The sequence below is a fragment of the Pseudomonas sp. D3-10 genome (assembly GCF_051132175.1).
Lineage (GTDB): Bacteria > Pseudomonadota > Gammaproteobacteria > Pseudomonadales > Pseudomonadaceae > Aquipseudomonas.
Genome location: NZ_CP071668.1, coordinates 2,329,368 through 2,352,360 on the forward strand (window position 1 = coordinate 2,329,368; position 22,993 = coordinate 2,352,360).

General features: G+C 55.0%; 18 protein-coding genes and 4 pseudogenes. 13 read left to right on the plus strand and 9 right to left on the minus strand.

Going from position 1 to position 22,993, the window contains the following annotated elements; all coding sequences use genetic code 11:
• The first annotated feature begins 104 nt into the window (after positions 1–104).
• The 3 genes and pseudogenes from J3P90_RS10780 (at position 105) to J3P90_RS10790 (ending at position 3,206) form a co-directional block, all read left to right on the plus strand.
• Entirely contained in the window at positions 105–731 is a 627-nt protein-coding gene (locus tag J3P90_RS10780; RefSeq protein ID WP_434676315.1) for a hydrolase, read from the plus strand.
• Positions 732–877: 146 nt separating this feature from the next.
• A pseudogene (locus tag J3P90_RS10785) lies at positions 878–2,041 on the plus strand (IS3 family transposase).
• Positions 2,042–2,237: 196 nt separating this feature from the next.
• Positions 2,238–3,206: an NAD(P)/FAD-dependent oxidoreductase gene (locus J3P90_RS10790; RefSeq protein ID WP_434676316.1), complete on the plus strand. Its 969-nt coding sequence runs from the start codon at positions 2,238–2,240 to the stop codon at positions 3,204–3,206.
• A 959-nt stretch (positions 3,207–4,165) separates the two neighbouring features.
• On the opposite strand, the gene J3P90_RS10795 is transcribed toward J3P90_RS10790, so the two are convergent.
• Positions 4,166–4,645, minus strand: a complete 480-nt coding sequence (locus J3P90_RS10795) for a response regulator (RefSeq protein ID WP_434676317.1) — start codon at positions 4,643–4,645, stop codon at positions 4,166–4,168.
• Between the two features lie 387 nt (positions 4,646–5,032).
• Here J3P90_RS10795 and J3P90_RS10800 point away from each other — a divergent pair, with 387 nt between their 5' ends.
• Both J3P90_RS10800 and J3P90_RS10805 read left to right on the plus strand, forming a co-directional pair.
• Entirely contained in the window at positions 5,033–6,046 is a 1,014-nt protein-coding gene (locus J3P90_RS10800) for a cache domain-containing protein (RefSeq protein WP_434676318.1), read from the plus strand.
• 44 nt (positions 6,047–6,090) lie between these two features.
• Complete coding sequence (locus J3P90_RS10805; RefSeq protein ID WP_434676319.1) at positions 6,091–6,690, plus strand: GGDEF domain-containing protein; 600 nt, start codon at positions 6,091–6,093, stop codon at positions 6,688–6,690.
• 171 nt (positions 6,691–6,861) lie between these two features.
• Here J3P90_RS10805 and J3P90_RS10810 read toward each other — a convergent pair whose 3' ends face one another.
• Positions 6,862–7,866 carry a chemotaxis protein CheB gene (locus J3P90_RS10810; protein WP_434676320.1) on the minus strand — a complete coding sequence of 335 codons (1,005 nt, stop codon included), beginning with the start codon at positions 7,864–7,866 and terminating at the stop codon, positions 6,862–6,864.
• 388 nt (positions 7,867–8,254) lie between these two features.
• Between J3P90_RS10810 and J3P90_RS10815 the strand changes: the two are divergent.
• Positions 8,255–8,377, plus strand: a pseudogene (locus tag J3P90_RS10815) (KUP/HAK/KT family potassium transporter); the annotation flags it as partial.
• 203 nt (positions 8,378–8,580) lie between these two features.
• Here J3P90_RS10815 and J3P90_RS10820 read toward each other — a convergent pair.
• Entirely contained in the window at positions 8,581–9,594 is a 1,014-nt protein-coding gene (locus tag J3P90_RS10820; protein ID WP_434676321.1) for a chemotaxis protein CheB, read from the minus strand.
• 111 nt (positions 9,595–9,705) lie between these two features.
• Positions 9,706–9,939 (minus strand): hypothetical protein, encoded by a 234-nt coding sequence (locus J3P90_RS10825; protein WP_434676322.1) that lies wholly within the window; start codon positions 9,937–9,939, stop codon positions 9,706–9,708.
• 622 nt (positions 9,940–10,561) lie between these two features.
• Between J3P90_RS10825 and J3P90_RS10830 the strand changes: the two are divergent.
• Positions 10,562–10,936 (plus strand): annotated as a pseudogene (locus J3P90_RS10830) (amino acid permease); the annotation flags it as partial.
• Between the two features lie 445 nt (positions 10,937–11,381).
• Here J3P90_RS10830 and J3P90_RS10835 read toward each other — a convergent pair.
• Entirely contained in the window at positions 11,382–11,651 is a 270-nt protein-coding gene (locus J3P90_RS10835) for a DUF6555 family protein (protein ID WP_434559407.1), read from the minus strand.
• A 410-nt stretch (positions 11,652–12,061) separates the two neighbouring features.
• Complete coding sequence (locus J3P90_RS10840; protein WP_434676323.1) at positions 12,062–12,745, minus strand: SOS response-associated peptidase family protein; 684 nt, start codon at positions 12,743–12,745, stop codon at positions 12,062–12,064.
• A 295-nt stretch (positions 12,746–13,040) separates the two neighbouring features.
• Between J3P90_RS10840 and J3P90_RS10845 the strand changes: the two genes are divergently transcribed.
• From J3P90_RS10845 to J3P90_RS10865, 5 genes and pseudogenes are all read left to right on the plus strand, one after another.
• Complete coding sequence (locus J3P90_RS10845) at positions 13,041–14,216, plus strand: hypothetical protein (protein WP_434676324.1); 1,176 nt, start codon at positions 13,041–13,043, stop codon at positions 14,214–14,216.
• Positions 14,213–14,938, plus strand: a complete 726-nt coding sequence (locus J3P90_RS10850; protein WP_420765913.1) for a ferritin-like domain-containing protein — start codon at positions 14,213–14,215, stop codon at positions 14,936–14,938. The genes J3P90_RS10845 and J3P90_RS10850 overlap by 4 nt, the downstream gene beginning before the upstream one ends.
• 75 nt (positions 14,939–15,013) lie before the next feature.
• Positions 15,014–15,307 carry a hypothetical protein gene (locus J3P90_RS10855; RefSeq protein ID WP_434676325.1) on the plus strand — a complete coding sequence of 98 codons (294 nt, stop codon included), beginning with the start codon at positions 15,014–15,016 and terminating at the stop codon, positions 15,305–15,307.
• A 438-nt stretch (positions 15,308–15,745) separates the two neighbouring features.
• Positions 15,746–16,228 (plus strand): annotated as a pseudogene (locus J3P90_RS10860) (tyrosine-type recombinase/integrase); the annotation flags it as partial.
• Positions 16,229–16,285: 57 nt separating this feature from the next.
• On the plus strand, positions 16,286–16,645 hold the full coding sequence (locus tag J3P90_RS10865) for a nucleotidyltransferase domain-containing protein (RefSeq protein ID WP_434676568.1): 360 nt from the start codon (positions 16,286–16,288) through the stop codon (positions 16,643–16,645).
• Between the two features lie 796 nt (positions 16,646–17,441).
• On the opposite strand, the gene J3P90_RS10870 is transcribed toward J3P90_RS10865, so the two are convergent.
• Positions 17,442–18,434 carry a diguanylate cyclase domain-containing protein gene (locus J3P90_RS10870; RefSeq protein ID WP_434676326.1) on the minus strand — a complete coding sequence of 331 codons (993 nt, stop codon included), beginning with the start codon at positions 18,432–18,434 and terminating at the stop codon, positions 17,442–17,444.
• A gap of 590 nt (positions 18,435–19,024) precedes the next feature.
• Here J3P90_RS10870 and J3P90_RS10875 point away from each other — a divergent pair.
• Positions 19,025–19,210: a hypothetical protein gene (locus tag J3P90_RS10875; RefSeq protein ID WP_434676327.1), complete on the plus strand. Its 186-nt coding sequence runs from the start codon at positions 19,025–19,027 to the stop codon at positions 19,208–19,210.
• 570 nt (positions 19,211–19,780) lie between these two features.
• Here the strand turns inward: J3P90_RS10875 and J3P90_RS10880 are convergent.
• Positions 19,781–20,656, minus strand: a complete 876-nt coding sequence (locus J3P90_RS10880) for a phosphate/phosphite/phosphonate ABC transporter substrate-binding protein (protein ID WP_434676328.1) — start codon at positions 20,654–20,656, stop codon at positions 19,781–19,783.
• Entirely contained in the window at positions 20,644–22,971 is a 2,328-nt protein-coding gene (locus J3P90_RS10885) for a bifunctional diguanylate cyclase/phosphodiesterase (protein WP_434676329.1), read from the minus strand. Before J3P90_RS10885 ends, J3P90_RS10880 begins: the two co-directional genes overlap by 13 nt.
• Positions 22,972–22,993 lie beyond the last annotated feature (22 nt).

Below are 22,993 nucleotides of genomic sequence, written 5' to 3' on the forward strand. Positions count from 1 at the left end.
CACTAACAATATCAGTAGACGCGTCGTCACCGTCGCGCCCGGCCACCCGAGCATGCACTGGCCCTCCGACATGCGTGCATCACAACTGAGAACAGGGACTACACATGACAAGCGAGACGATCCGCAATCCCCATACCGACCACCTCCTGACCCCCGAAAATTCGGCGCTGATCATCATCGATTATCAGCCGATTCAGGTTTCCTCGATCCGCTCGATGCCTCGCGACGAGCTGGTTTTCAACATCACCAGCGTTGCCAAGGCAGCCGTCAACTACAACCTCCCGATCATTCACTCAACGGTCAACGTCGGTACCGGCCGTAACAAGCCGCCAATTCAACAGCTGCAGGACGTACTCGGCCATCTGCCGACTTATGACCGCACGACCATCAACAGCTGGGAGGACATCGAGTTCAAGCAGGCAGTGAAAGCGCTCGGCCGCCGCAAACTCATCATGACCGCGCTCTGGACCGAAGCCTGCCTGACCTTCCCGGTACTGGATGCGATTCAGGAAGGTTACGAGGTCTATGTGCCGGTCGACGCGGTCGGCGGCACCTCGCCCGCCGCGCACGAAGCGGCCCTGCGCAGAATCGAGCAGGCAGGCGCGAAACTCATCAGCCGCGTGCAGATGTACTGCGAGCTCCAGCGTGACTGGGCACGCGAGTCGACTGTTCCTTGCTTCATGGGCGTCTTCGAGAACTTCGACGGTTTTAACGCCGAGAAAGCTCTATAGAAGACACAACTCAAGAAGGTGCAAATAGAGTGGAGGTGGCGCTTGCAAAAGCGCCACCTCCACTCTGAGTGGGGGCCATGAGTGTAGTGGTCTAATGAAACCGGACACCCATTTAGGCGAGAATGCTCGCCAGATCGAGGTGTCAGATGACCAAACAACGCCGCTCCTTTACCCCTGAATTCAAGCGCGAGGCTGCCGACCTCGTGCTCAAGCAAAACTACAGCTACATCGAAGCCAGCCGTTCACTCGGTATTGGCGAGTCAGCGTTGCGCCGCTGGGTTGACCAGGTTCAAAAAGAGCGCCAAGGCGTCACTCCGCAGAGCAAGGCGCTGACCCCAGAGCAGCAGAAAATCCAGGAACTTGAGGCCCGGATCGCTCGGCTTGAGCGAGAGAAATCCATATTAAAAAAAAGGCTACCGCGCTCTTGATGTCGGAAGATCACGAGCGTTCGCGCTGATTGACCAGTTGAGCGCCCATGAGCCGGTCGATTGGCTGTGCAATGTGTTTGACGTGACCCGCTCGTGTTACTACGCCCAGCGCCTGCGGCGCCGCACGCCCGATGTTGAACGGCTTCGATTGCGTAGTCGCGTCAGTGAGCTGTTCTCGCAAAGTCGCAGCGCTGCAGGCAGTCGCAGCATTCCCTCGCTGATGCGTGAAGATGGTGAGCAACTAGGTCGATTCAAAGTGCGTAGTTGATGCGCGAGCTTGATTTAGTCAGCAAACAACCCGGCTCACACGCTTACAAAAGAGCGACGCTAGAAAGACTCGATATCCCGAACACATTGAACCGCGAGTTCGAGGTGCCAGCGCCCAATCAAGTCTGGTGCGGCGATATCACCTACATTTGGGCGCAAGGAAAATGGCATTACCTGGCTGTCGTCCTAGATCTGTGTACGCGCCCGGATCGTGGGTTGGGCGTTGTCGGAAAACCAGACGCTGAGCTGGTGATCAAGGCGCTGAACATGGCCTACGAGCAGCGTGGCAGGCCTTCGGATCTGCTATTCCACTCGGACCAAGGATCGCAATATGCAAGTCGACTCTTTCGCCAGCGGTTGTGGCGATACCGCATGCGCCAGAGCATGAGTCGACGAGGAAACTGTTGGGATAACGCCCCGATGGAGCGCGTATTCCGCAGCTTGAAAACAGAATGGATACCGATCGTGGGTTATCGAACTGCACAGGAAGCACAGCGCGATATCAGCCATTTTTTGATGCATCGCTACAACTAGATTCGGCCTCACCAATTCAACGATGGCTTGGCGCCAGCGCGCGCCGAGAAAAAGCTTAACGTCGTGTCCGGGATTAGTTGACCACTACAAGCGTCGCTCGGGAGCCTATTGAGGGGGCGAGCGATAACGGAGTTCAATCCAGCAATGAGTCGGCGGCTAACCCTGCAGAAACGTCCTATTTGCACAAAGCCATCGGTATAAGCGACCGCTTATCTATCTGGTGAATTTCCATCTCAATCTTCAGGTCTCTACTGTTCTATGCGCTGCGGGAAAGATCATGTCTCCGGAAATAGATGTGCACACACCAATATCCGCTCGGCCTGGTTCAGCCGGGCCAGGGCAGGGAGATCTCGATTGTCTGGTCATTGGTGCCGGGCCAGCTGGGTTGACGACAGCTGTGTACCTGGGTCGGTTTCACCGAAAGGTACTCGTTGCGGACGGCGGGCCAAGCCGTGCGAGCTTGATCCCGGTATCTCATAACTATCCTGGCTTCCCACCTGGCATCTCTGGCAGCGAGCTGCTTGCGCGCCTGCGCGAGCAAGCTAAGCGTTACGGCGCGCGAATTGAAGACGGGCGAATAGAATCTCTAATAAAGAATAGCACCGGGTTCATAGCTCAAATAAATGAAAGATCTGTGACCGCTCGCAGAGTCGTACTTGCTACCGGTATCGTTGACACGCTTCCGCATATGGAGCGGCCTTACGATGCAGTCGCACAAGCCATTATCCGGTTATGCCCGATCTGCGACGGATACGAGGTGAACGGTGACAACGTCGCGGTCTACGGGGAGGCGCAGTGCGCAATAAAACATGCGTTGTTTCTCCGCAGCTTTACTGATCGGGTGACAGTGCTTGTAAATGAAGATGTTCATGGCTGTGAGGACGCGATTGCCACAGCGCGTGATGCGGGAATAAAAATAGTACGCGACCGAGTTAAGCAGATCGAGGTCAGCAACAGGCAAGTGCAAGTGGCGACCTGCAATGGCGAATCGCTATGCTTCGACGTCGTCTACCCGTCCTTGGGATCGCATGTCTGCTCTGATTTGGCAATGCAGCTTGGCGCCGAGGCTAATGAGGAAGGAGCTCTGCGTGTTGATTCCCATCAGGGCACGTCTGTTTCCGGCCTGTATGCAGTGGGTGATGTGGTCGATTCGCTCAAGCAGATCAGCGTTGCCACAGGCCAAGCTGCTGTCTGCGCGACGGCAGTGCATAATAGCTTGGCGATGCGGTTGTGGAATCCTGAATAGCATAAACATATTTCGTGGGCTGGCCATTGTCGTAGCAGTAGGATTGTTTCCCACCAGTGCGCCTATACTCGCTCCGTCATGCACCAGAATTTTCCACTGACTGGCGCAGCGATTGGTGAATAGATAGGCACAGTGCGGCTGCGCCGCACCGAACACTGCCACCACTCCTGCCAGAGCAGTTTCGGTGCCGGCACGTATGTCCATGGGCTCGTAGCGAGCCAGATGCTGGTTCAGTCGTCGCGCAGCAAGCCAGATACCCACGCCGTCTTGCATCAGCACGTTCATCCGGTTGGCCCTGCAATTGGTGTACAGATAATGCAGACTGGACCGATACGCCTCAGGGTTCTATAACAGGAAGTTGTGATTATCGAGCGTATCGCACCATTGCTGGATTTTCAGCGCTTTGGCTTGTTCGCAACTCATGGGGTGCTTACTTGAAACTGTATGTTCATGCAGTATTCGAGACAAGGCATACGTGCGAGGGCTAAGCGGCAGGCTGCGTCGACGGCAGCTTTCGGCCCAGGCTGTGTGAAAACCATCAACACCCATTGAAACCTTGAAGTCGGTCCACAAATCGCGCGCCTGCATGAATCTAAGTCTGTGAACCTGCGGACAAATTTCAGCTTTCACATAGAAGCGCGGGCGTGTTTTTTACTTGGGGTTTTCACACAGCCTGGGCCAGAAGCGGACGTTCCAGATAACTCGCTTCAGGTATGACTGCCCTTCAGAATCGATGAATTTCAATCCGGCGACTTGTATCTGGCGGCGCCGAATATGTCTGGTTCGGATTGTTTTAATAAGCAGCAAGCCCCTCTATCGGTGTTTGCCTGGCGGGAAAAATGGGCCTTGATGTCCATAATTTATGCGCGCATGCGATTGGGAAACTATTAAGCAGTAGTCATGCTAAATGGGCTTAGCCTGAATTCGGACATGGCGCAGCTGATGATGTCGAGATTGCCTTAATAATACTTCTCAGCAGTGTACCGGGTGGATACAAACGAGTTGAAACTAATGTTTTTGAAAAGGATGTGTCCGTTCTGCTGTTGGGTAACCGGGGTGAAGTAGATCAGTATAGATTTGGTTAGGTCTTTCATTGACCACGGCTTTTGCAGATAAATGGTCGGAGAAGGAACGGTTTCTGGCATCAGCTCATAGCCGGACATGAGTATTGTTTTTGTTGATGGCCATTTGTTACTGATCATCCGTATAAAGTCCATTCCATTAATCTGACCCGGTAACCCGTAATCAACAATTGCAAGGCTACAAGGCTGTCTTGATTGCAGCAGATAAACCAACGCTTGATTGGCGGTCTCAAATGCTACTGTCTTCGCGCCTATTTCTTCTACGATCTGCTTTGTAAGCGCACGCAGATTTGAATCGTCTTCTACGACCACAATTTCGCCATCGATTTGTGGTAGCGCTTCCCAGTTAGCGGTCATAGCTGGCCTTACGCAGACGAATGGTTGATACGACAGTGTACGCTCAATCTGTCTACCATGCCTCGGCTCGTTTACTCCACCAGCCGCACTGTCGCGAAGAATCTCGGCGTTCACATAGGCCCGGCATCCGCTTGTAGGTGGGCGGGTTTTGAGTAGTCAAGTACGCAAAAAGGGCTGTGGAAGTAGTAATATTGGTAACCCTCGCCAACGCTTGCGATCCAAGATTCGCCACAGCCCGAACCCTAAAACCTTCTGGCGATGCGCTCCTTAATCTAGGAGACATGCAAAGGAGGCCACCTGTAGTGGTTAAAGCAAGGGCGCTGCTGGCCGATAACCCTGCAAGGATGCCAGGGATCGTAGGCGTTTAATCGACTGGGCCTACCTATCATGCAGCTTCTTCCCTTTAAGAGCTTTCGGGCAAAATTCGCGATTGTAGTGGCCCTCGCCGTGCTAGTCCTCACTTGCATTTTCGGTAGTGTCATTGGCGCCTCCGCCATTTCCCGCCACAAAGAACAGACAGGACATCACCTCGTTGAATATGCCGCCTCGATGATTGACCGCCTTGATCGTGACATGTACAGCCGCTCCAAGGAACTCGGCGTCTTGAGTGCGCTGGAGGCACTGCGCAACCCTGCTAACGTAGGTGAAGCAAGAAGTCCGCTCAACCACCTCAACGCCCAATTCCCGAGCTATTCATGGATTGGACTCACTAACGCTCAAGGAACGGTCGTTGCTTCGACCGGTCGTTTGCTTGAGGGCGTCAGCATTGCGCATCGGCCAGTCTTCATGGAAGGGCAGGACAAGACGTTTGTCGGCGACGTACACGAAGCGGTAATGCTTGCAAAGCTTTTGCCCAACCCTTCGGGGGAAGCAATGAAGTTTGTCGACATCAGCATGCCGGTACAGGATAAAGCCGGACGCTTTATCGGCGTACTGGCCACCCACCTTTCCTGGCAATGGGCCGCAGAAATAGGCCGAACCATGTTCGAGCCTCTGAAAAATAGCCTTCCGGGTTTAGAGTTTCTGGTCGTTAGCAAAGACGGGAATGTCCTGCTCGGCCCCAAGCACCTGATCGGCAAGCCAAGTGAGGCCGGCATAGCTCATAACAGTGAGATCCGATGGTCGGTGAATAAATGGCAGGATGGAAAAACCTATGTGGTGGGATCGGCTGAAAGCAAAGGACTTGATGGTTACCCTGGTTTGGGCTGGACCGTTGTAACGCGTCAGCCGGCAGAAGTCGCCTTTGCTGAGGCAAACGGACTCCGCGCAGAAATACTGCTTTGGGGGAGCATGTTGTCCATCGCTTTTGCTGTGATTGGATGGTTTGTGGCTGGTGTCATCACTGGACCGCTAAACCGAATAGCTGAGGCTGCTACGCTTCTCTCCGAAGGGCCGATGTAGACATTCCGCTGGTGAAGGGGAGTATTGAAGTAGAAAAGCTGAGCATGGTCATTCGACACTTGGTTGAAAGCCTGACGCAAAAGAAGGAGCAATTGGCGCTCATCAAAGGGGTAGCCTATCGCGATACGGTGACAGGTTTGCCTAATCGCGCCGCGTTGGAAAACTACGTCAAGAATATAGAAAGTGAGCCTGTTCACCGTCCTGCTTTTGGCGTGTTATGCCTGGATCTGGATGGTTTCAAACCAGTGAACGATCGTTTTGGACATGCCGTTGGGGATGCCCTGCTTCATGCTGTTGGGCTACGGCTCTTAGCAACCGTGCGCGATGGCGACATTGCGGTACGCCACGGCGGTGACGAGTTCGTGCTGCTGCTGCGGTTGAGGGCGGGCGAATCACTGGCAAACGTGCAGAGCGCAGCTCAACGCATCATTACAAAGCTCGCGGAACCGGTCCCGCTAGCAGGCGAGGTGATCAGGGTAGGCTGTAGCATCGGGGGAGCGCTGTGGACCGAGGGCGACTTCGCTGACGCATTGGGTAAGGCCGATGAAGCGTTGTATGCAGCTAAGCGGGCTGGCAAATCCCAAGCGCAGTTTCATGAGTCCGCAGGATATAAAAATGCCTTAGCCAGCGAGACTGAGCTGTAAAGGTCTAAAATAATAGTACTTCGCGTTCGACGATTGATTCCAAAATACCGTGGCATCGTGAGCCAGATTTTAATGCGCACCTATCTGCCAGGCTTAATCCGCAGCGTCCAGCAGTTAATCGTCCAAATCGATGTCTTGTGATAGGAGCTTCCCTACAATGACGACATCCAGTCAGCGTAGGTTCGCGATTAGCTCCCGTAGAACGGCGCTGTGTGAATTAAGCTCCTCTCTCGCAAGCTCGTATTCGTCCACCGCCTTGCTGCGCCCGTTGCATTTGCTGCGCTCCGCCAGCTGGTCCAGCAGCGTTTGCTTTTCATGCAGCGCTCGTATGGCCACCCAAAGAGCATCTTCCATTGTCTTGTTCTGGGATTGGAACAGCGCTGCAGCGGTGTAGCTATGACCGGTATGGCAACGATACCGCGGTGGCGAAGCGCCTATCTCCCACAGCGCGCCCCCGCATTCGGGGCAAGACATTCCTGATGCGGCGCCTACCTGAGATACAGCGTTTGGGGCTCCCGCGCTCAAATCGAAGGTGAGCTCATTCTCGGTGGCGAATGGCTCAATGCGAGAATGCATAGACAGTGCTGTGCCCACCGCAGCACGCTCTTGGACTGTCTGAACGATTATCTTCCCTAGTTCCGCTACGGATCGGCAGGCATCAACTTCTACATGGCGAAGTGCGCTCTCCGGCATAGAGGGCGCCTCGGCGGTGGCCGGGTCCTGTACCAATGCTAACCCCCCATACACCTTGACCGCTTGCAGTCCAACGATCCCGTCATCCATTTCGCCAGTGAGAATGACGCCAATTACCATGTTTCGGTGGCTGATGGCTGCGGAGCGAAACATGGGGTCAATTGCCGGTCGGGCATGATTTTCCTTGGCGCTTCGAACAACCTGAATGACGTCGTTTTCAATTAGAAGATGACGATCAGGCGGCGCGACGTAGATGCGCCCATTTATGATCTTTTCGTGAGGCTCCGCGAAGCCGATCCCTAGAGAGGTGTCTTTGGCAAGGATATGCGGTAACGAACTGGCGTTTCCCCCGATGTGCATGGTAATGAAAACTGACGCGTTGAGATCGTTTGGGAAATGGCCTAGGAGTTCCCGAAGTGCTTGAAGCCCGCCAGTGGAAGCGCCTATGACAATAATCTGGTGCGCGGGTGTGTATGGCTGCATTGATTACCCAACATATCGATAGGCCATGTGGTCGGCCGGTTTCAAATTTAGGTTGCACGTCTTTAGAACCTCAACCGGAGCTAAAAGTTAGCCGGCGGCGGCAGCAGGAGGCCGAGCGGAGCAGTTTTATGCTTTTTTGCGGAGGCTTTTTCCTTCCGTCGGGATACTAAGCGCGTTTCCGGCGCCCTTTGCTTAATCTCTGCATCGCATCGATCATACCTAGGGAAGCCATGCATTTATTCCTCGCAACCTGAGAGAGGTCAAACCACCGCCCAGCAGCCCCAACGCAGCGCCACCGGCGGCCAAGCCACCACCTTCGATGGCCCCGGGACTTCGTGAGTGAAACGGCGACCATTGCACACTCACCTCCAAAACATCCGGCTTCGGCTTGGTCATTGCTGCCGTCGGCGTGGTCTGCGGCGATATCGGTACCAGTGCTCGCTATATACTGAAAGAGGTCTTTTCCGGTCACTTTGGTATACAAGCTAATCACGGCGGGGTGCTGGGCATCGCTCAGAGCGTATTACTTGAGTGTCCGGATGAGGTTGCGCGAGGCTTCGCGTTGCAGGTATTGGCTATGGAAACCTGGCACCGTGCAAAGGCGATTACAGATGCGATCGGCTACGACAGTTCTAGGGAGTCGCTCTGGTGGGCAGCGATCAGCTAGGAGCAATCGTCGCTGATCCCCCTGAGGGTGCTGATTGATTGCGTCACTCAACTGGTGCGAAAAAAGTCTGGGTCTAGTACAAGCTCGCGGAGCGGCTTCAAACGGTTTTCTGCTTCCTTGGCTTGGGAACGGGAACGCTCGGCATCTTTCTTAGAACCTTGCGCTTCTGCCAGGTCGCCCATTTGACGAAGCAGCATAATTCTTTCTTCAACCGCCCTGAGCGCGTCCCAGAGCCCGGTATCAATCGCGGCGTTAACTTCAGCGATTAGGGTCTTGATCGAAAACGCATGGCCCGTATGGCAGCGAAACCTGACAATCGATCCTTCTTCTATCTGCACCAAAACTCCATGACAATCGGGGCATGTATAGCTCGAAATATTCCCTATACTCATGACCCCAGCTTCCAAGCCGTTGCCATTTTCACTGATGCTCGTCTCGATCAGATGGCGCTCGTTTAAGGGCCTTGTGGCCAATTGCTTGATCGGCAATCTAACCCGCGTTGCTATCTGATTCGCCAGCTCAGTAAGCGTGCCTACAAAGTCTGTTTCGACGTGCTCTATTGCACTACGGGGCATGGATTCATAAGTAGCTTCAGAAGGATCCTGCACGAGTGCCGTACCGTTTTTGTCCTTTATCGCCCAAAGTCCCGCTGTTCCGTCGTCCAGCGCTCCGGTCAGTATCACTCCGATCACCCTAGAGTCATAAGCCACCGACGCTGAGCGAAAGAGTACATCGATAGCCGGACGAACTCTGCATTCCTTCGGTCCGCGAGTAAGGCGGACCCCCTCCTTTGTCACAAGCAGATGGTGATCAGCGCTGGCGACGTAGACGGTTGAGGTTTTGAGCGGTTGATTGGCTTGTACCGAAATGACCTTCATGCTGGTTTCACGAGCAAGTATCCTTCCTAGCTCACTCGGCGAGTGCGGAGGAATATGTAGCACTACCAAAAAAGCCGCTGGCAAGTCAGAGGGAAGGGAGCGAAATAGAGTCCTTAATGCTTCGACTCCACCGGCGGAAGCCCCAATAACGATAATATTCCGACAGTGGCTATCGAGTTGCATAGATACACACCTCCCTCTCTAAAGCGAAACGCAAGATTACGAGCCGCACCATGATCAAAGGTTTTAGCTCCTCACAAATGGGTGAGCGTTCGATTGACGCGCGACTAGCGATCAGTGTTTCTTCCGAAATACGGCCCTCGCCTGGTCCCAGGCTTTTTTGCCTTCAAGGCTTTTCGCATCCGCTGCTGCGCGCGCGTTTTGAAACGCGATCATGGCTTCAGACGAATCTGTGGCATGGGCTAGCAGTTCATAAGCAATCGCGTTGAGACGATCGGCCTCTCGAAACAGCTCGTTGGTGCGGTCGGTGGCTTCATGCCAAGCGGAAATAATGGCGTTATTTCTCATGATCGTCCTCGCGTGTCATCCGGCCTTTGATTGGTAAGAGAGGAGCGCCTTTTAGTTTCTCGAAACACACGTTTATGGACGCAATTTTTGCTTAATGCAAATGGCTTCGGATGGTGGCGGGCGTCAAGGTCGTGGGCGTGCTGCAAGTATTGACTGCCCCACGCGCGACCGTGTCCCAATCGATGAGCGCGATCCCGACAATCGAGCTAGAGGACAACGCAGCTTGGGAGTTGCTGATCGAACTGGTTCAGAAGGGGGGCCCATCCACTGATTGCAAGCGCTTCGGCCATGCCCTGGAACAGGAGGAAACGAACCTGGCCGGTGCGCAACTTCATCAAGCAAGATCTTCTTGCGTAAGTGAGCTGAGCCTTGCTTACCACCTGGCGCCACCCTAGTTTATCCGGGGTGGGACCACTGGCTCGAACTTTTAAAGGACAACCGCCCGTGAGTGAAACCTACTTGAAAATGAACTGAAAGCCTGGCGGCTGTTGCTCGAAGACGCCTATCGCCCGGAGTTTCCCTAGGATTACCCCGCCACATGATTCGGCTGACAGGGCTGTATAATCGGCGGTTCATGGACGAGGCGATCACGGTCATCAGCAGATTCGCCCCCAGCGATTCCTTGCCAGATGTCCTGGGACGGGTCCTGCCGCACAGGCGCACACCATGGGCGGCCATTATTGCCACGACGCTCGTCGCCATCGCACTGACGCTGACAGGAACGTTGGCGACCTTGGCGCAAACCGTGGTGCTGCTTTTACTGTTCGTGTTCCTCAGCACCAACGTGGCCGTGCTGGTGTTACGCAAGGACAAGGTTGCAGAAGAACATTTTCAGGTTCCCACCTGGATACCCTGGCTGGCGATCCTGTCTTGCCTCGTATTGCTGAGTCAGCAAAACATGGGCACTTGGCTGCGAGGCGGGGCACTTGTTTTAGTGGGTGTGCTGCTGTATGTGTTTACCCGGCTTACCGTGCCTACCGTTGTTAAGCTTAACTAGCCGAGCAAATGGCACGATTAAAGCGTAGATTTTGAGTGGACCGCCTGTTTTGGGGACCAGGAGGAGTACTCTTCCTGCCTGACTCGCTGAGTTCGTTAACTTGAAAAAGCACCAATCGAGTAGCTCAAGCATTTGTTTAGGGGCTTGGGCGGGTAGGGGAAGTGCTTCTGCCCGCATCGAGACGATGCTGACAATTAAACAGTGTTTTGTATGCACCGCTAAGTCAGAGACCCTTAGCTCTGAATGGTGTAATACGAGACTCGGATCATCATGGCAGATCATCGTCATGGGGCCGCTCAGTATCGACCATTTATGGGGCCGCAATCCTTCGGTATCCCCCTTCCGTTGCGTCGACAAAGGAGTCAGAAGGTCCTTCAGATACCAGACGCTTTATGGTGGAGGGCGGTCGCGAATCAGCTTAAGGACCACCCTCTTCATGAAGGAGCTAATACCTTGGTGGGACGTAGGCGGCGGGCTTGAAAGGTTCTGCGCCCGACAAGCGCCAGCGAACATTGGAAATGCCTAAACGCTCCGCGAGGGGTTTGCTGACACGCCTGACCTTTTCTCGACCGAACTTCGGAATCCGGCCCACGCCCGCATCGCAACTCGCCCAATGCCATGCCTCAGCGTTATTCATGATGTCTAAGCGAATGATGAAAGACTTCGGCACTCCATGTATTTCGTAATCGATGATGTACAGCATGGCTGAGGGCATCGTTATTTCTCCCGGTGAGGAGTTACTGAGTACTTGGAGGGCTTTTAATTCAATCCGTCTGACGAGGCTGGACGTAGGCGCCGAGGTGCATACCTAATCCAGCCTTGGCGATGAACAACAGGCCTACAATCCCGGCAAAGCTATCGATGGTCGGCGCGGTAGCCAACGGAAAATTGAGTCATCGTTGATTCCGTGGCCGGAGCGGCAATGGATTGCTAGGGCTGCCGACGGCGGTGACTTTTTCCTGCGCTCCAGAATTGTTGCGGTGGCGGTTGCGGTTGCGGTATGTGACGACGGCTCGAACGCGATGCAGCGGACCGTCAGAAATTTGTAATCAATTTCGGATAAAGTCCTTCCTTATTTCGGATAAAGTCCTTCCTTAAAGAGATGTTTACAACACCATATAGCGGTCATACTCGCCTTCCTAGGGCTCGTCGCTCAGTTGTCAATGAGTGTTCAAGCTGCGGTTCGGCAATCGCCATATGCATGGCGATCTGCTGCGCTTGCCCCCATTGTAAGTCGGGCTGGAGCCATACCAACGCATCTTCGCGGGTAAAGGCCAGCACTGTTTGCTGCTCGCTAACGATCTCGCCGTAGGTCACTAGGGCAAGGCCATCGCAACCATTTGGCGTTTCACTGGCCTGGGCTAGGGCCGCAAGGAATATCGGTGACGACTGGCGGGAGGTCGTGTAGCTGAGGCGGCGGGACGGTACAGCCACGTCAGGTTCTAACGTTTCATACCAACCATCGACCGCTATCAAGACTCTGCCGTCGCGCTTGACCCGGTCAAACACTTTGGAGCGCATCACCAGGTGCAAGGGCAGGTGGGTCAAGGGCGGCATCGTGCCCATCGACCAGACGGGCGACCACCCCCAGCGCACCTTGATGCTTTCCAGGCGCCCGCCACGGTTGCGGATGGCGCTGACCTGCATGTTCGGCTTGATCACGCTTTGTCGGTCATGAAGCGCGGGAGCCGCCGCGGCGTGAAGGCTGTCGGCGGACAAGCTTGATTGGTTGGCGCCGAAGGGCTCGCGCTGGGCAAAGAACGCCAGGGAATCCTTGGAAGAAACAGGCTGAACGAAACATTCACACATCGCGAAAACTCCAGGCAGATTTGTACGACACCCCCCGCCGTGAAAGCCCTCGGACCGCTTCGTTTGCGGTGGGCTGCGGCGGTGTTATGTACCTCCGAGCCGGCGCGCCAGCCCTTGGTTCGAAAATCCTTGTCCCGACCTGATGAGCGGAAAATCAAGCGGCATTTCATCCACTTATGCGACCGCTCATCGTCTGCGTGGAGAGCTGCGCATTTCTCCAGGGTCGTTCGTTTTGTGCCCCAGCGCCGTTGCTTCGACGGTGCTTCGCGTGGCCTCTGATGAAGGAGATCGACCCATGACCAAAATCGATAATCTGCTGGATAACAAAGGGACGCCCCTCGACAAGCAGACCTTTACCTGGCGTGAGCTGGCCGGCAAACCGATCAGCAAACTGGACGACGATACGTTCACCCGTGTGCGGGTGATATTGATGAACGGCGTCGAGTCCGACGCCCTGCGCCTCAAGCATTTCGGTGCGCGTTTCCACAAGGAGCTGCAACTGCCCCTGGCTCAGGTCAGGCGTGCCGAACACCATCAGATGACGGCCATCAACTGGTTGCTGTCGGCGGATCATTCCCCCCTGGAAACCACCGTGGCCTACGAACAGGTCGCCATCGAAGTCACCGCCGCGGTGGCCCAGAACGAGCCGGATCCTTACCAGGCGCAGACATACCGCTTCGGTTTGCTGGAAGATTTCGACCACCTCTACCGTTACGCCGCGATGCTTGATCGCCTGGAAGGCAAGGACGCCAATAACATCCTGCAAGGCTACACGGACATCGTGCCCGGCCGGCCCACCAGCGAGCACCACCGCGCCCCCGGCGATGACCTTCGAGACAACTATCAGAAGGACAGCGCCGCACTGATCACCAAAATCCATGCCGCGCTGATTACCGGCGCGGAATACCAGACCCACGATTACTACATGAACATCGGCCCGCTGTTCGCTGACCCGGTGGCACGGGCGTTGTACGCCGAGATTGCCTCGGTGGAGGAACAGCACGTCACCCAGTACGGCTCGCTGCAGGACCCCAGCGAATCCTTCATGGAGAAGTGGCTGGTGCATGAGGCGATGGAGGTCTACACCTACGCCAGTTGCGCCGAGCAGGAAGAAAACCCGCGCATCAAAGCGATGTGGGAACGCTTCCTCGACTACGAACTGGGCCACTTGAACCTGGCCTGCGAGTTGTTCAAGAAGCACGAACGGCGCGATCCCGCCGAAATCCTGGCCGGTCCGCTGCCACGCATGATTGCCTTCAAGAGCCAGCGCGATTTTGTCCGCGAGACGTTGTCCCGGGAACTCGACCTGCGCGCCCATGGCATCGACTACGTGCCCAAGGAGCGCGAAGGCCATGCGTCCCTCGACTACCGCGCCCAGCTCAACAGCGAAGGCGTGCCCGCCAACATCGCCTCGGCCGGCTACACCTTCAAGCCCGGCTCCGAACTCAATCCAGTGGGAGAACAGCAATGAGCGAACGCCAAGTCACCATCGGCATGAATCGTACCGGCACCCAGATGTCTCCCGAGGACACGGCTCGCCAACTGGAAGCCACCCGACTGTTCCCGGCGGACGTGCCCGGCGACATCAGCGACTACACCGCCGAACGCGAGCGCGCCATTCGCGAGGCCGACCTGATAGGCTCGGTGCCGGCGCCAGGCTCGGTCAAAGGCATGGTCAAGACCGCGTTGGACAAGACCATCGGCAAGGCGCCGGAAGTGTTGCTGGACAAGCTCGGCGAACGCCTGGCCTTCGAGCGCACCGGCGTGAGGCTGTATGAGGCGATGGTCGCCAAGGCCACGTCCGCGCCCGGTGCCGACCCAGCATTGGTGGAAACCTTGCGTCAGATCCAGGCCGAGGAACTGGAGCACATGAACATCGTGCGCGAAGCCATCGAAACCCTCGGCGGCGACCCGACGGCCATGACGCCTTGCGCGGACGTGGCGGGCGTCAAGGCCATGGGCGTGCTGCAAGTATTGACTGACCCACGCACAACCGTCTCGCAATCGATGAGCGCGATCCTGACCATCGAACTGGAAGACAACGCGGCTTGGGAACTGCTGATCGAGCTGGCGCACAAGGGTGGTCATCCGCTGATCGCCAAGCGCTTCGGCCATGCGCTGGAACAGGAGGAAACGCACTTGGCCACGGTGCGCAACTTCATCAAGCAAGACCTGCTTGCGCAAGTGAGCTGAGCTTGCTTGTAACTGGCTCCACCCTGGTTGACCCGGGGTGGGCCGCTGGTTCGAACTTTAAAAGGACAACCGCCCGTGAGTGAGACCGACCTTGAGATGGAATTGAAAGCCTGGCGGCTTTTGCTCGAGGACGATGCGTATCGCCTGGACTTTCCCGAGGATTATCGCAACACGCTGATTCGGCGCGCCGATGAGTTGGTGTTGCAACAATTTATCAGCCTGGAGGATTGGCAACTGCTCAAGGATGCGGCCGACCAGGCTTATCAACTGACGGTGGAAATGCTGGCGCGCAATCAGCGCGATTGCCTCAACCTAGCCTCGTTGTGCCTGCTTGGGAAGGGAGGGACGGGGGAGCGAAAGAATGCGTAGGGTCGTCTATCCTCGTTCAACGTATGAAAAAGTGAGCGGCTAAGGCTCGGTGTGAGGGGGCGTCGTGGGCGCCAATCAGGCGCAAATGTAACTGCTGATATGCATGGCATTCGCGGCGCGGACGATGCAATCGTGACCTCCGAGCTAGCCGGATTTCGCCGATGGGTTCTGGATCATTTGACAGGATGATTGTCCAGAGCCAAGGCACCGCGCTACAGAGTTCCACTGAATTCTGTAAGTGATTGAAATCAGGGCCTTTAGGCCCTTTTTTCGTTCCAGCGGGAACCACTGAAATCCAGCTCCATCCAGTGCTTTTAAGTCCCGATTTAAGTCCCGAATGAGGATCTTGGATTTGGATGTGCACTGAATCGGTTTTTTGCTGGAGCAGCTTGGATAGCGAGACGAGCATCTGGCCCTGACTCTGTTCAGGAGCTCGCTATGGCACTCTCGGATACGACCGTTCGGCAAGCCCGAATCACCGGCAATGACTACACGATAGGCGACACGGATGGGCTTGCGCTCAACGTGACGGCCCGCGGCGGGAAAATCTGGCGTTTCAGATATTACTGGGCGGGCGTGCAGAAACGCATGTCTCTCGGTAGTTATCCGCAAATCAGCCTTAAAGAAGCCCGTGTCCGACGTGATGAGGCTCGCGCCTTGGTCGCCCAAGGCATCAATCCCTATGAGCACCGTAAGCAGCAGCGTCGTGCTGTTCGTTTTGCGGCAGAGCACACCTTTGAGGCCGTGTTCAATCAGTGGGTAGAGTTCCGCAGGTTGAGCCTGAAGGAAGGGCGTCAAAGCACGCTCTCGCAGATCTTGCGAATATTTAATAAAGACGTCTTGCCCACCCTCGGCGGGCGGTCAATCTACGATATCAATTGTCACGATCTGCTGGATTTACTGAGCAGGATCGAACAGCGCATTAGGCGAATCCCTAGCAACCACCTCCAACCCGAGTTCAAAAGCACTGTTGAAGATATGTGCTCCTCCTTGGTAGCGATATTGGGCGAGGTGGTAGACCGCATTTACCTGTATGGCAGTGTTGCTGGGGGTACCGCCAAACTGGGTGAGTCCGATCTAGACGTAACGCTGCTGATCAATGGTCAACCTGAGTTTTATGCTGACCAGATAAACTTTATAAAAAATCAGTTACAGACAAGACACCCAGAGATAACCAAGGTTGACTTCGACATTGGGTCTATCACCGAAGCCTTGGCTCCTGAAAACCTTTTAAGCTGGGGCTATTGGCTAAAGCATTTGCAAATGCGTTTGGGGGAGAGATGTCACTACCAGTCTGCAACGTTTCAAGCCCTCGCGAGCTATTGCATTGGCGATTAACGGAGACTTCGCATCAATACTAGGAAAGTACGCCGAGAAGATTGAACATACAACTGATGCTATTGAGCTACGTCGCCTACAACGAGAGGCATCCCGAAAACTAATCAGATCGACGAACATTCTACGTATGGAGCAGGACGAAACATGGCCTCTGACACTTGAGGATCATGTAGAACTTTTCCTTCAGATAGCACCGAAGATGAAGCCTGAGATCGATTATTTTCTGAACCATGCAAGAACGCCAAGCTCAGAGGCAGATACGTTTTCGCCAGCACTCAATTTTTTCACCGATTGGCTGCAAGAACAGCAAGCCCTTCGAGGCATCCCCACCTAGCTACAACGATCCACCCCTGGGCCGACACCATCGGCACTACACGCAGCATTAATTTAAACAGTGCCTTCACCGGACGCTTACCCAGAACTTCTGCTACACGCATTATTTTGGCGGGGATCGTAACGAGAGGGATCGCTACAGAACCCATCCGTGTTCCAGCTATGCGCAGACTTTTTCGAGCGTTGGGATCAGGCCTCTTTTGACCCAGCGTTCCCAACCCCAGATTTGGAGCACTTCGCACCAATGGTCAGAAGAATTTTCTCTCGCAAGCCGTTCGATCCCGAAGTGATAGGCGCTGAGTATTCTCTTGACTGACCGACTGGATATCGTCTCCCGAGTACGAAGGTAACTTAAGCTTTGGGCTCGGGAACTATGCATTTAGTTAGTCTTCCGGGATAAGCATTCGAAGCTCGGGCAATTCCGATGGGCAGGCCAAAGACTGGCTAGCGATCTCAAAGCGGCCTAGACATCAGAGTTACAGTTAGAAAACGGGATGGAAACACTAAGGTTCTCTAAAGCTGGTTCCGCCTCATAGATCTTGATCTGCGACCTACCTGCACGCTTGGCCCGGTAGAGTGCCTCATCTGCATGGCGTAGAAGCGAGTGAACGTCATTACCGGCATGAGGATGGAACGCAATCCCGATGGACGATGACGTGTAAATCCGCTGCCCTTCAAGGCACCACAATCCGCTCAAGGACTCGCACAACCGCTTGGCGACGATAAGTGCTTGGCTTCGATCCGTACGGGGCAAGAAAGCCACAAACTCGTCACCGCCAATGCGTCCAAGTAGATCGCTATCCCGAAGGCACGCCCGCGTCCTTTTAGCAAACGCGATCAGCAGTTCATCACCGACCTCGTGGCCCTTCTGGTCATTGATCGTTTTGAATCTATCTAGATCCATATAGATGAGAGCTGAGCAGTCTGGGTGGTCAGGAATCGACACAGATACATCGAGCACGGACGAGATCAGATCCAGGATGCCCCGCCGGTTCGGAATTCCAGTCAGGGCATCCACATGAGCAAGGTTTTTGAAGCGTTCTTCGCTCGCCTGCAAAGCCGTTTCGGCGAGCTTTCGCTCGGTGATGTTGCGGCTGACGATAATCAGACGGTCACGGGTGCCGTCCGGATTGAAGGAAGGCATCTTTACCACCTCCCACGTATTGATGCGGCCATCCTGTCCTAGGAAGGACTTCTCAACCATAGTGGCCGAACGGTTTCGCCACGCAAGGGCGTCGGTCTCGATGTTGCGTGCAAACCCGTCCGCGAACTTTGGGCGCAGGGTGAGCAACTCTTGATCGGTAACGCCCAGATACTCGAATCCGCACATTTCATAGGCGGCTAGTGCAGTTTTGTTGCAAAAAAGCCATCGGCCTGCGCCGTCCTTAACGACGATGAACTCCTGGATGGAGTCCAAAAGGGCTAGGAAGTCGACGGGGTTGGGATTCGTGGACATGATAGGGTGTCACCAGTGGATCGTTGGGTCTTCAGTGCCATGCTATCGGCTGATCCTCTGTCTGCTCCATGCCGACCGTCGGGCGTTTGGGTAGAATGTTTTCCGCCATTCGGCTCAGAAACTGGAAAGCGCAGCGCTGCCGACGCCAGGCTTCTTGGGCGTCGAGATTTTCATACCTGTAGGTAAAAGCACCGTTTTGTATTCTTCGTCCATGATTCGGCTCGAACAATGGTGTATGTCCGTACGGTTTTCTAGCCGTGGTAATGCTATCAAGGGCGTGCCGACCGGAAGCTGCTGCGTCGCCTTCCCTAACGGCTAGCATGATCGAACGGTGATTTGCTATCCAGATGTGTGTTCAGCTTAAGCGGGATCTGAGCGACACCGACTGTTAGTGATCTTTGGCGTCGGTAATTGTGAGGGATAGCAGTTTAACGGTTCGAATCAAGCAATCGGTATCGCCCAAAGTACGGCGAAGTAGGCCTGTAGATGATGCTGCGCTGGTGGTTGAGATGCAGCGACAGGTCAGCGAGCTTCCCAGCTATGGCTACCGTCGTGTCTGGGCATTGCTGCATCGCGCGCGTGAAACCTAGTTGCTGCCCGCGATCAATGTGAAGCGGGTGTACCGGCTCATGCGTCATCACAACTTGTTGCTTGAGCGCCGCATCAAACAGACCGGCGTGCCGCGTCGGCACGAAGGCCGAATTGCCGTGGAAACCAGCGATACGCGTTGGCGCTCGGACGGTTTTGAGTTCCGCTGTGAGGACGACGCAAACTGAGCGAGACCGTCGCCCTGAACCGCTGTGATCGCGAGGACATTGGCTGAGTCGCGAGCCCAACTAGGCACTTCGGTGATAATTTTCGCAACTTGTTCTTGGAAAGCGGAGAAGCGTTTTGGTGATCAGCTACCCACCACGCCAGTGCAATGGCTGAGTGACACCGCCGACCTGCGTCATTTTGACCGGCAATGTAACGAACGCGCCTAGTGCTATACAGCTCACGTCGATCCACGTCAGGCGGTTGAGACCCAAGGTAGTATTGAACCTACCGGCTATCACCTAAGAATGGCAATAGGCTCTCTCTCAATGGGCGAGCTTAATGACGGCGCCGTCAGCCTTGTGATCCAACCGGGTTGGAGGGAAAGAGAGTGTAAGCAGTGGGGCGAAATCGTATGTCGCAATCGCAGGTCTTGACGCAGATGGAGCAAGGCCAAATAGTCGATACGACGAAAATGCAGCCATCGCTTGTCCAGCAGCGCATCAGCGTTAAAGTGTCGAGCTTTGAAATACATAAGCGCGGCTCTTTGCCATGAGAAATTGCTTTCGGAAAAGGCGGTCATGATTCCAGGATCAACGCTGAGGGGATATCGACTGCATTTTTTGAAGCAGGGGGGCATACTGGGCATGTCCCACCGGCACAATTCCCGATGCCTCCTGAGAATTAAGGAAGCCATACAAGCCTCTGTTATCAACTAGCATCGCGTCCCGGATTTGCTCTTTGAGGCTGGCGCAAAGGGCGCCACGAAATACAAACGGATCGTAGTAGATGGGCTCCGAGCGCCACAGCACTTTAAACGTATCGCGGTTTATCAGTCCTTTCTTCAGATATTCATCCACTCGGACACTTGCGACAAAAGCTGCCTCGACCTTTCGATCCAGCAATGCATCTAGCGATTTGTCGTGCGAGCCTGAATACACCACGGTGTTGAAGAACTGTGCCAGCGGGATGCCAACCTGGCTTGAGAATTCTGCGTTTGGCACTACGCTGCCCGATGTGCTAGCTGGATCAGTAAGTGCGACCCGTGTCCCGCGAAGGTCGTCGATCTTCACAGCCACCTCTGGGCGTGCCAAGAGCAGTGCCTGATAATAATGACCAGCTGACGTGAAATAGCCTTGAGCGATAGTGAGGCTGGCGAACGGCTCAATGCGAGGGTCACGTTGATTGGCCATGATGTAGGAAGCTGGCCCAAGCCAGGCTACGTCTACCCCGCCAGAAACGATTGCGTCCACTACGCTTTCATACGACGAGGAGGGAACGATCTCCACCGGCATCCCCGTCGCTGCACTAAGTCGCTCGGCCAGAGGTCGATGCTCGCGCAACAAGACATCCATGCTTTTCTTCGGAATAACCGCAACCCGCAGGCTTTGCTGCGAACACTGACCATAAGCCAAGTCTGCCAGCGCCAGGGCTGTCAGGAGGGCTCCAAAAAATGTTATTGCACGCATGCGTTGTCTACCAGATTTATGAAGGGCGGGTACTCGTGTAGCTGCGCGACAGTAAGGGGCCGGCTGAAGTGATAGCCTTGAACAATGTCGCAACCCGCAAGCTTCAGGCAGACGACCTGCTCGCGAGTTTCTACGCCTTCGGCTACAACTTCGAGGCCAAGGCGCTTGGCCAAGATGATGGTGGACGAAACGATCGGGTTGTCGTCTGGGCTATTGGACAGAGGGGCGATCAGCGCGCGGTCGATTTTGAGCTTATTGAGCGGCAATAGATGCAGATGAGCGAATCCGGCGTACCCGCTGCCGAAATCATCAAAGCTTATACGCACCCCCGCCGCGCGTAGGCGCTGAAGGTGCTCAACTGCCTGGCCCTGCGGATCCAGCAATGCTGTTTCGGTGATTTCCAGTTCTAGATGATTCGGCTCAATTTCTCGTGTTGCCAACTTGCTCAGCAGTTTTTCGCTGAAATCTGCCTGGTGCAGCTGAATTGCTGATACGTTGACAGCTATCTTTAGTTTCCGTCCTTGCGTATGCCATTGCACCAAGTCCTCGCAGGCCAGACGCAACACCTCCCACCCGAGCGCCACGATGAAGCCAGTGCGTTCCGCCAGTGAAATGAAGCGATCCGGGTAGAGAAGACCGAAGTCTGGATGCTGCCAGCGAACCAGTGCTTCGTAACCATCAACGCGCATTGTGTCCAGGCGAATCAGCGGCTGATAGTGCAGAACGAATTGACGATGGCTCAATGCATGGCCGAAAGCCTGTTCCAGCATGAACTCTTCCACGTTAGCGACATTGAGCGATGAATCGAAGAAACAATACTGGCCCCTGCCGGCGTGTTTAGCTGAATACATCGCGGCGTCAGCGCCGCGAATGAGTTCATCTACATCTTGACCATCCCTAGGACAAATACTGACGCCTACACTTGGACTGGTCGTTACCTCAAGTTCATTAAGGGAATAAACAGCCGAAAGCTTTCCAACCAGTGTTCGCACCCAGCCATCGATCTGCTCTTCACTGCGTTCACCTGCCAACAAGACTACAAACTCATCCCCCCCGAAGCGAGCCGCCTCATCGCCGGATTCAAGATGGCGGCTGATTCGTCCTGCTACTGCTTGCAGCAGCATATCGCCGGCCTTATGCCCCAGTGAGTCATTGATGGATTTGAAGCGATCCATGTCGATGAACAGGATGGCTAGGAGTCGGCGCTTACTGCGCTGCGTGAAGAGCACTTGTGTTGCAACCTCAAGAAATTGGCGCCGGTTGAGCAGCCCACTCAGATGATCCGTCGCCGCAGCGTGGCAGCTGTGGCGGTGCTGCTCCTCCAGTCTGTCAATCAGTTCTTGATTGACCCGCTGGGCGTGTTCCAACGCCGTGAAAGCATCCTGACGTTTACATAGCACACGCAGCGTCCAAAGCAGGGCTCCGAGAATCAGCACTGTCATGGAAAGATTCAGCCAGAACTGGCGCCGGTAAGTGAGCACAGAGGAAACGAGTATCTCGTCGTGTACTTGGCTTACTACGACGCTAAATCCGCGTTGTGGGACGCGCAAATACATGCTCTGATACAGCCCAGCGGGAGAGTGCTGAAGAAGTGTCCCGGAAGCGCTTCCGGCAATGGGCAGCTCGGGAACAAGAGGTGCGCCAGAGAACACCACGCCGCTGCTGTTGATCCGCAGACGCTCCCGCCCATCGTTGTCTATCAGACGCATCATCCCGCTTTGGCCCAAATTGATGTGTTCAAACAAGGCTGCCAGGTAGCCCACGTCAAGCTGTATCACCAAAATGTCAGCCATTTTACCGGTGGATGAGTCCATAAGCGGCAAGATAAACGGTAAGCGCCAGTTGGGCCTGAGGAGACGGGGCTGTTGAGCCAGTGAAGATGGCAGAAGCGCTTTGAAGCCATAGTGGGCTGCATGGCCCTGCAGTTGGGTAACCCACTCAGCAGGTAGTTGTGCAGGTTCGTCCGAGTGGCTGGCAGAGATCAAATGGCCGTCAGTCGTATACAAACTCATGCGCTTCAAAACCGGATCCTCGGCCAGCATTCGCACCCAGCCTTGACGACGTATGCCAAGCTCCTCCATGTCGCTGCGGGTGACCCTGCCGATGGCCTGAGCCCTGTCTACCAGCTGACGCAGGTTTTCCGCCGCAATAGTGGCGAGGTTCAGATGTTCTGCAGCCTTTGCCGATAGCGCCTCCCGACGAGACGAAGCTTTTTGCTGGAAATGCAATCCCCACAGAAACAACAACGTTGCAGTGCACAACAGCACCAGAAGAGATTGAAGAAAACTGAGCGAGGACAAAGATCGACGTATCACTGGATTCTTCCGACAGCAGATA

Coding starts and splice junctions, on each gene's coding strand:
- J3P90_RS10780 (WP_434676315.1), top strand. CDS start 105: ATGACAAGCGAGACGATCCGCAATCCCCATACCGACCACCTCCTGACC.
- J3P90_RS10790 (WP_434676316.1), top strand. CDS start 2,238: ATGTCTCCGGAAATAGATGTGCACACACCAATATCCGCTCGGCCTGGT.
- J3P90_RS10795 (WP_434676317.1), bottom strand. CDS start 4,645: ATGACCGCTAACTGGGAAGCGCTACCACAAATCGATGGCGAAATTGTG.
- J3P90_RS10800 (WP_434676318.1), top strand. CDS start 5,033: ATGCAGCTTCTTCCCTTTAAGAGCTTTCGGGCAAAATTCGCGATTGTA.
- J3P90_RS10805 (WP_434676319.1), top strand. CDS start 6,091: ATGGTCATTCGACACTTGGTTGAAAGCCTGACGCAAAAGAAGGAGCAA.
- J3P90_RS10810 (WP_434676320.1), bottom strand. CDS start 7,866: ATGCAGCCATACACACCCGCGCACCAGATTATTGTCATAGGCGCTTCC.
- J3P90_RS10820 (WP_434676321.1), bottom strand. CDS start 9,594: ATGCAACTCGATAGCCACTGTCGGAATATTATCGTTATTGGGGCTTCC.
- J3P90_RS10825 (WP_434676322.1), bottom strand. CDS start 9,939: ATGAGAAATAACGCCATTATTTCCGCTTGGCATGAAGCCACCGACCGC.
- J3P90_RS10835 (WP_434559407.1), bottom strand. CDS start 11,651: ATGCCCTCAGCCATGCTGTACATCATCGATTACGAAATACATGGAGTG.
- J3P90_RS10840 (WP_434676323.1), bottom strand. CDS start 12,745: ATGTGTGAATGTTTCGTTCAGCCTGTTTCTTCCAAGGATTCCCTGGCG.
- J3P90_RS10845 (WP_434676324.1), top strand. CDS start 13,041: ATGACCAAAATCGATAATCTGCTGGATAACAAAGGGACGCCCCTCGAC.
- J3P90_RS10850 (WP_420765913.1), top strand. CDS start 14,213: ATGAGCGAACGCCAAGTCACCATCGGCATGAATCGTACCGGCACCCAG.
- J3P90_RS10865 (WP_434676568.1), top strand. CDS start 16,286: ATGTGCTCCTCCTTGGTAGCGATATTGGGCGAGGTGGTAGACCGCATT.
- J3P90_RS10870 (WP_434676326.1), bottom strand. CDS start 18,434: ATGTCCACGAATCCCAACCCCGTCGACTTCCTAGCCCTTTTGGACTCC.
- J3P90_RS10880 (WP_434676328.1), bottom strand. CDS start 20,656: ATGCGTGCAATAACATTTTTTGGAGCCCTCCTGACAGCCCTGGCGCTG.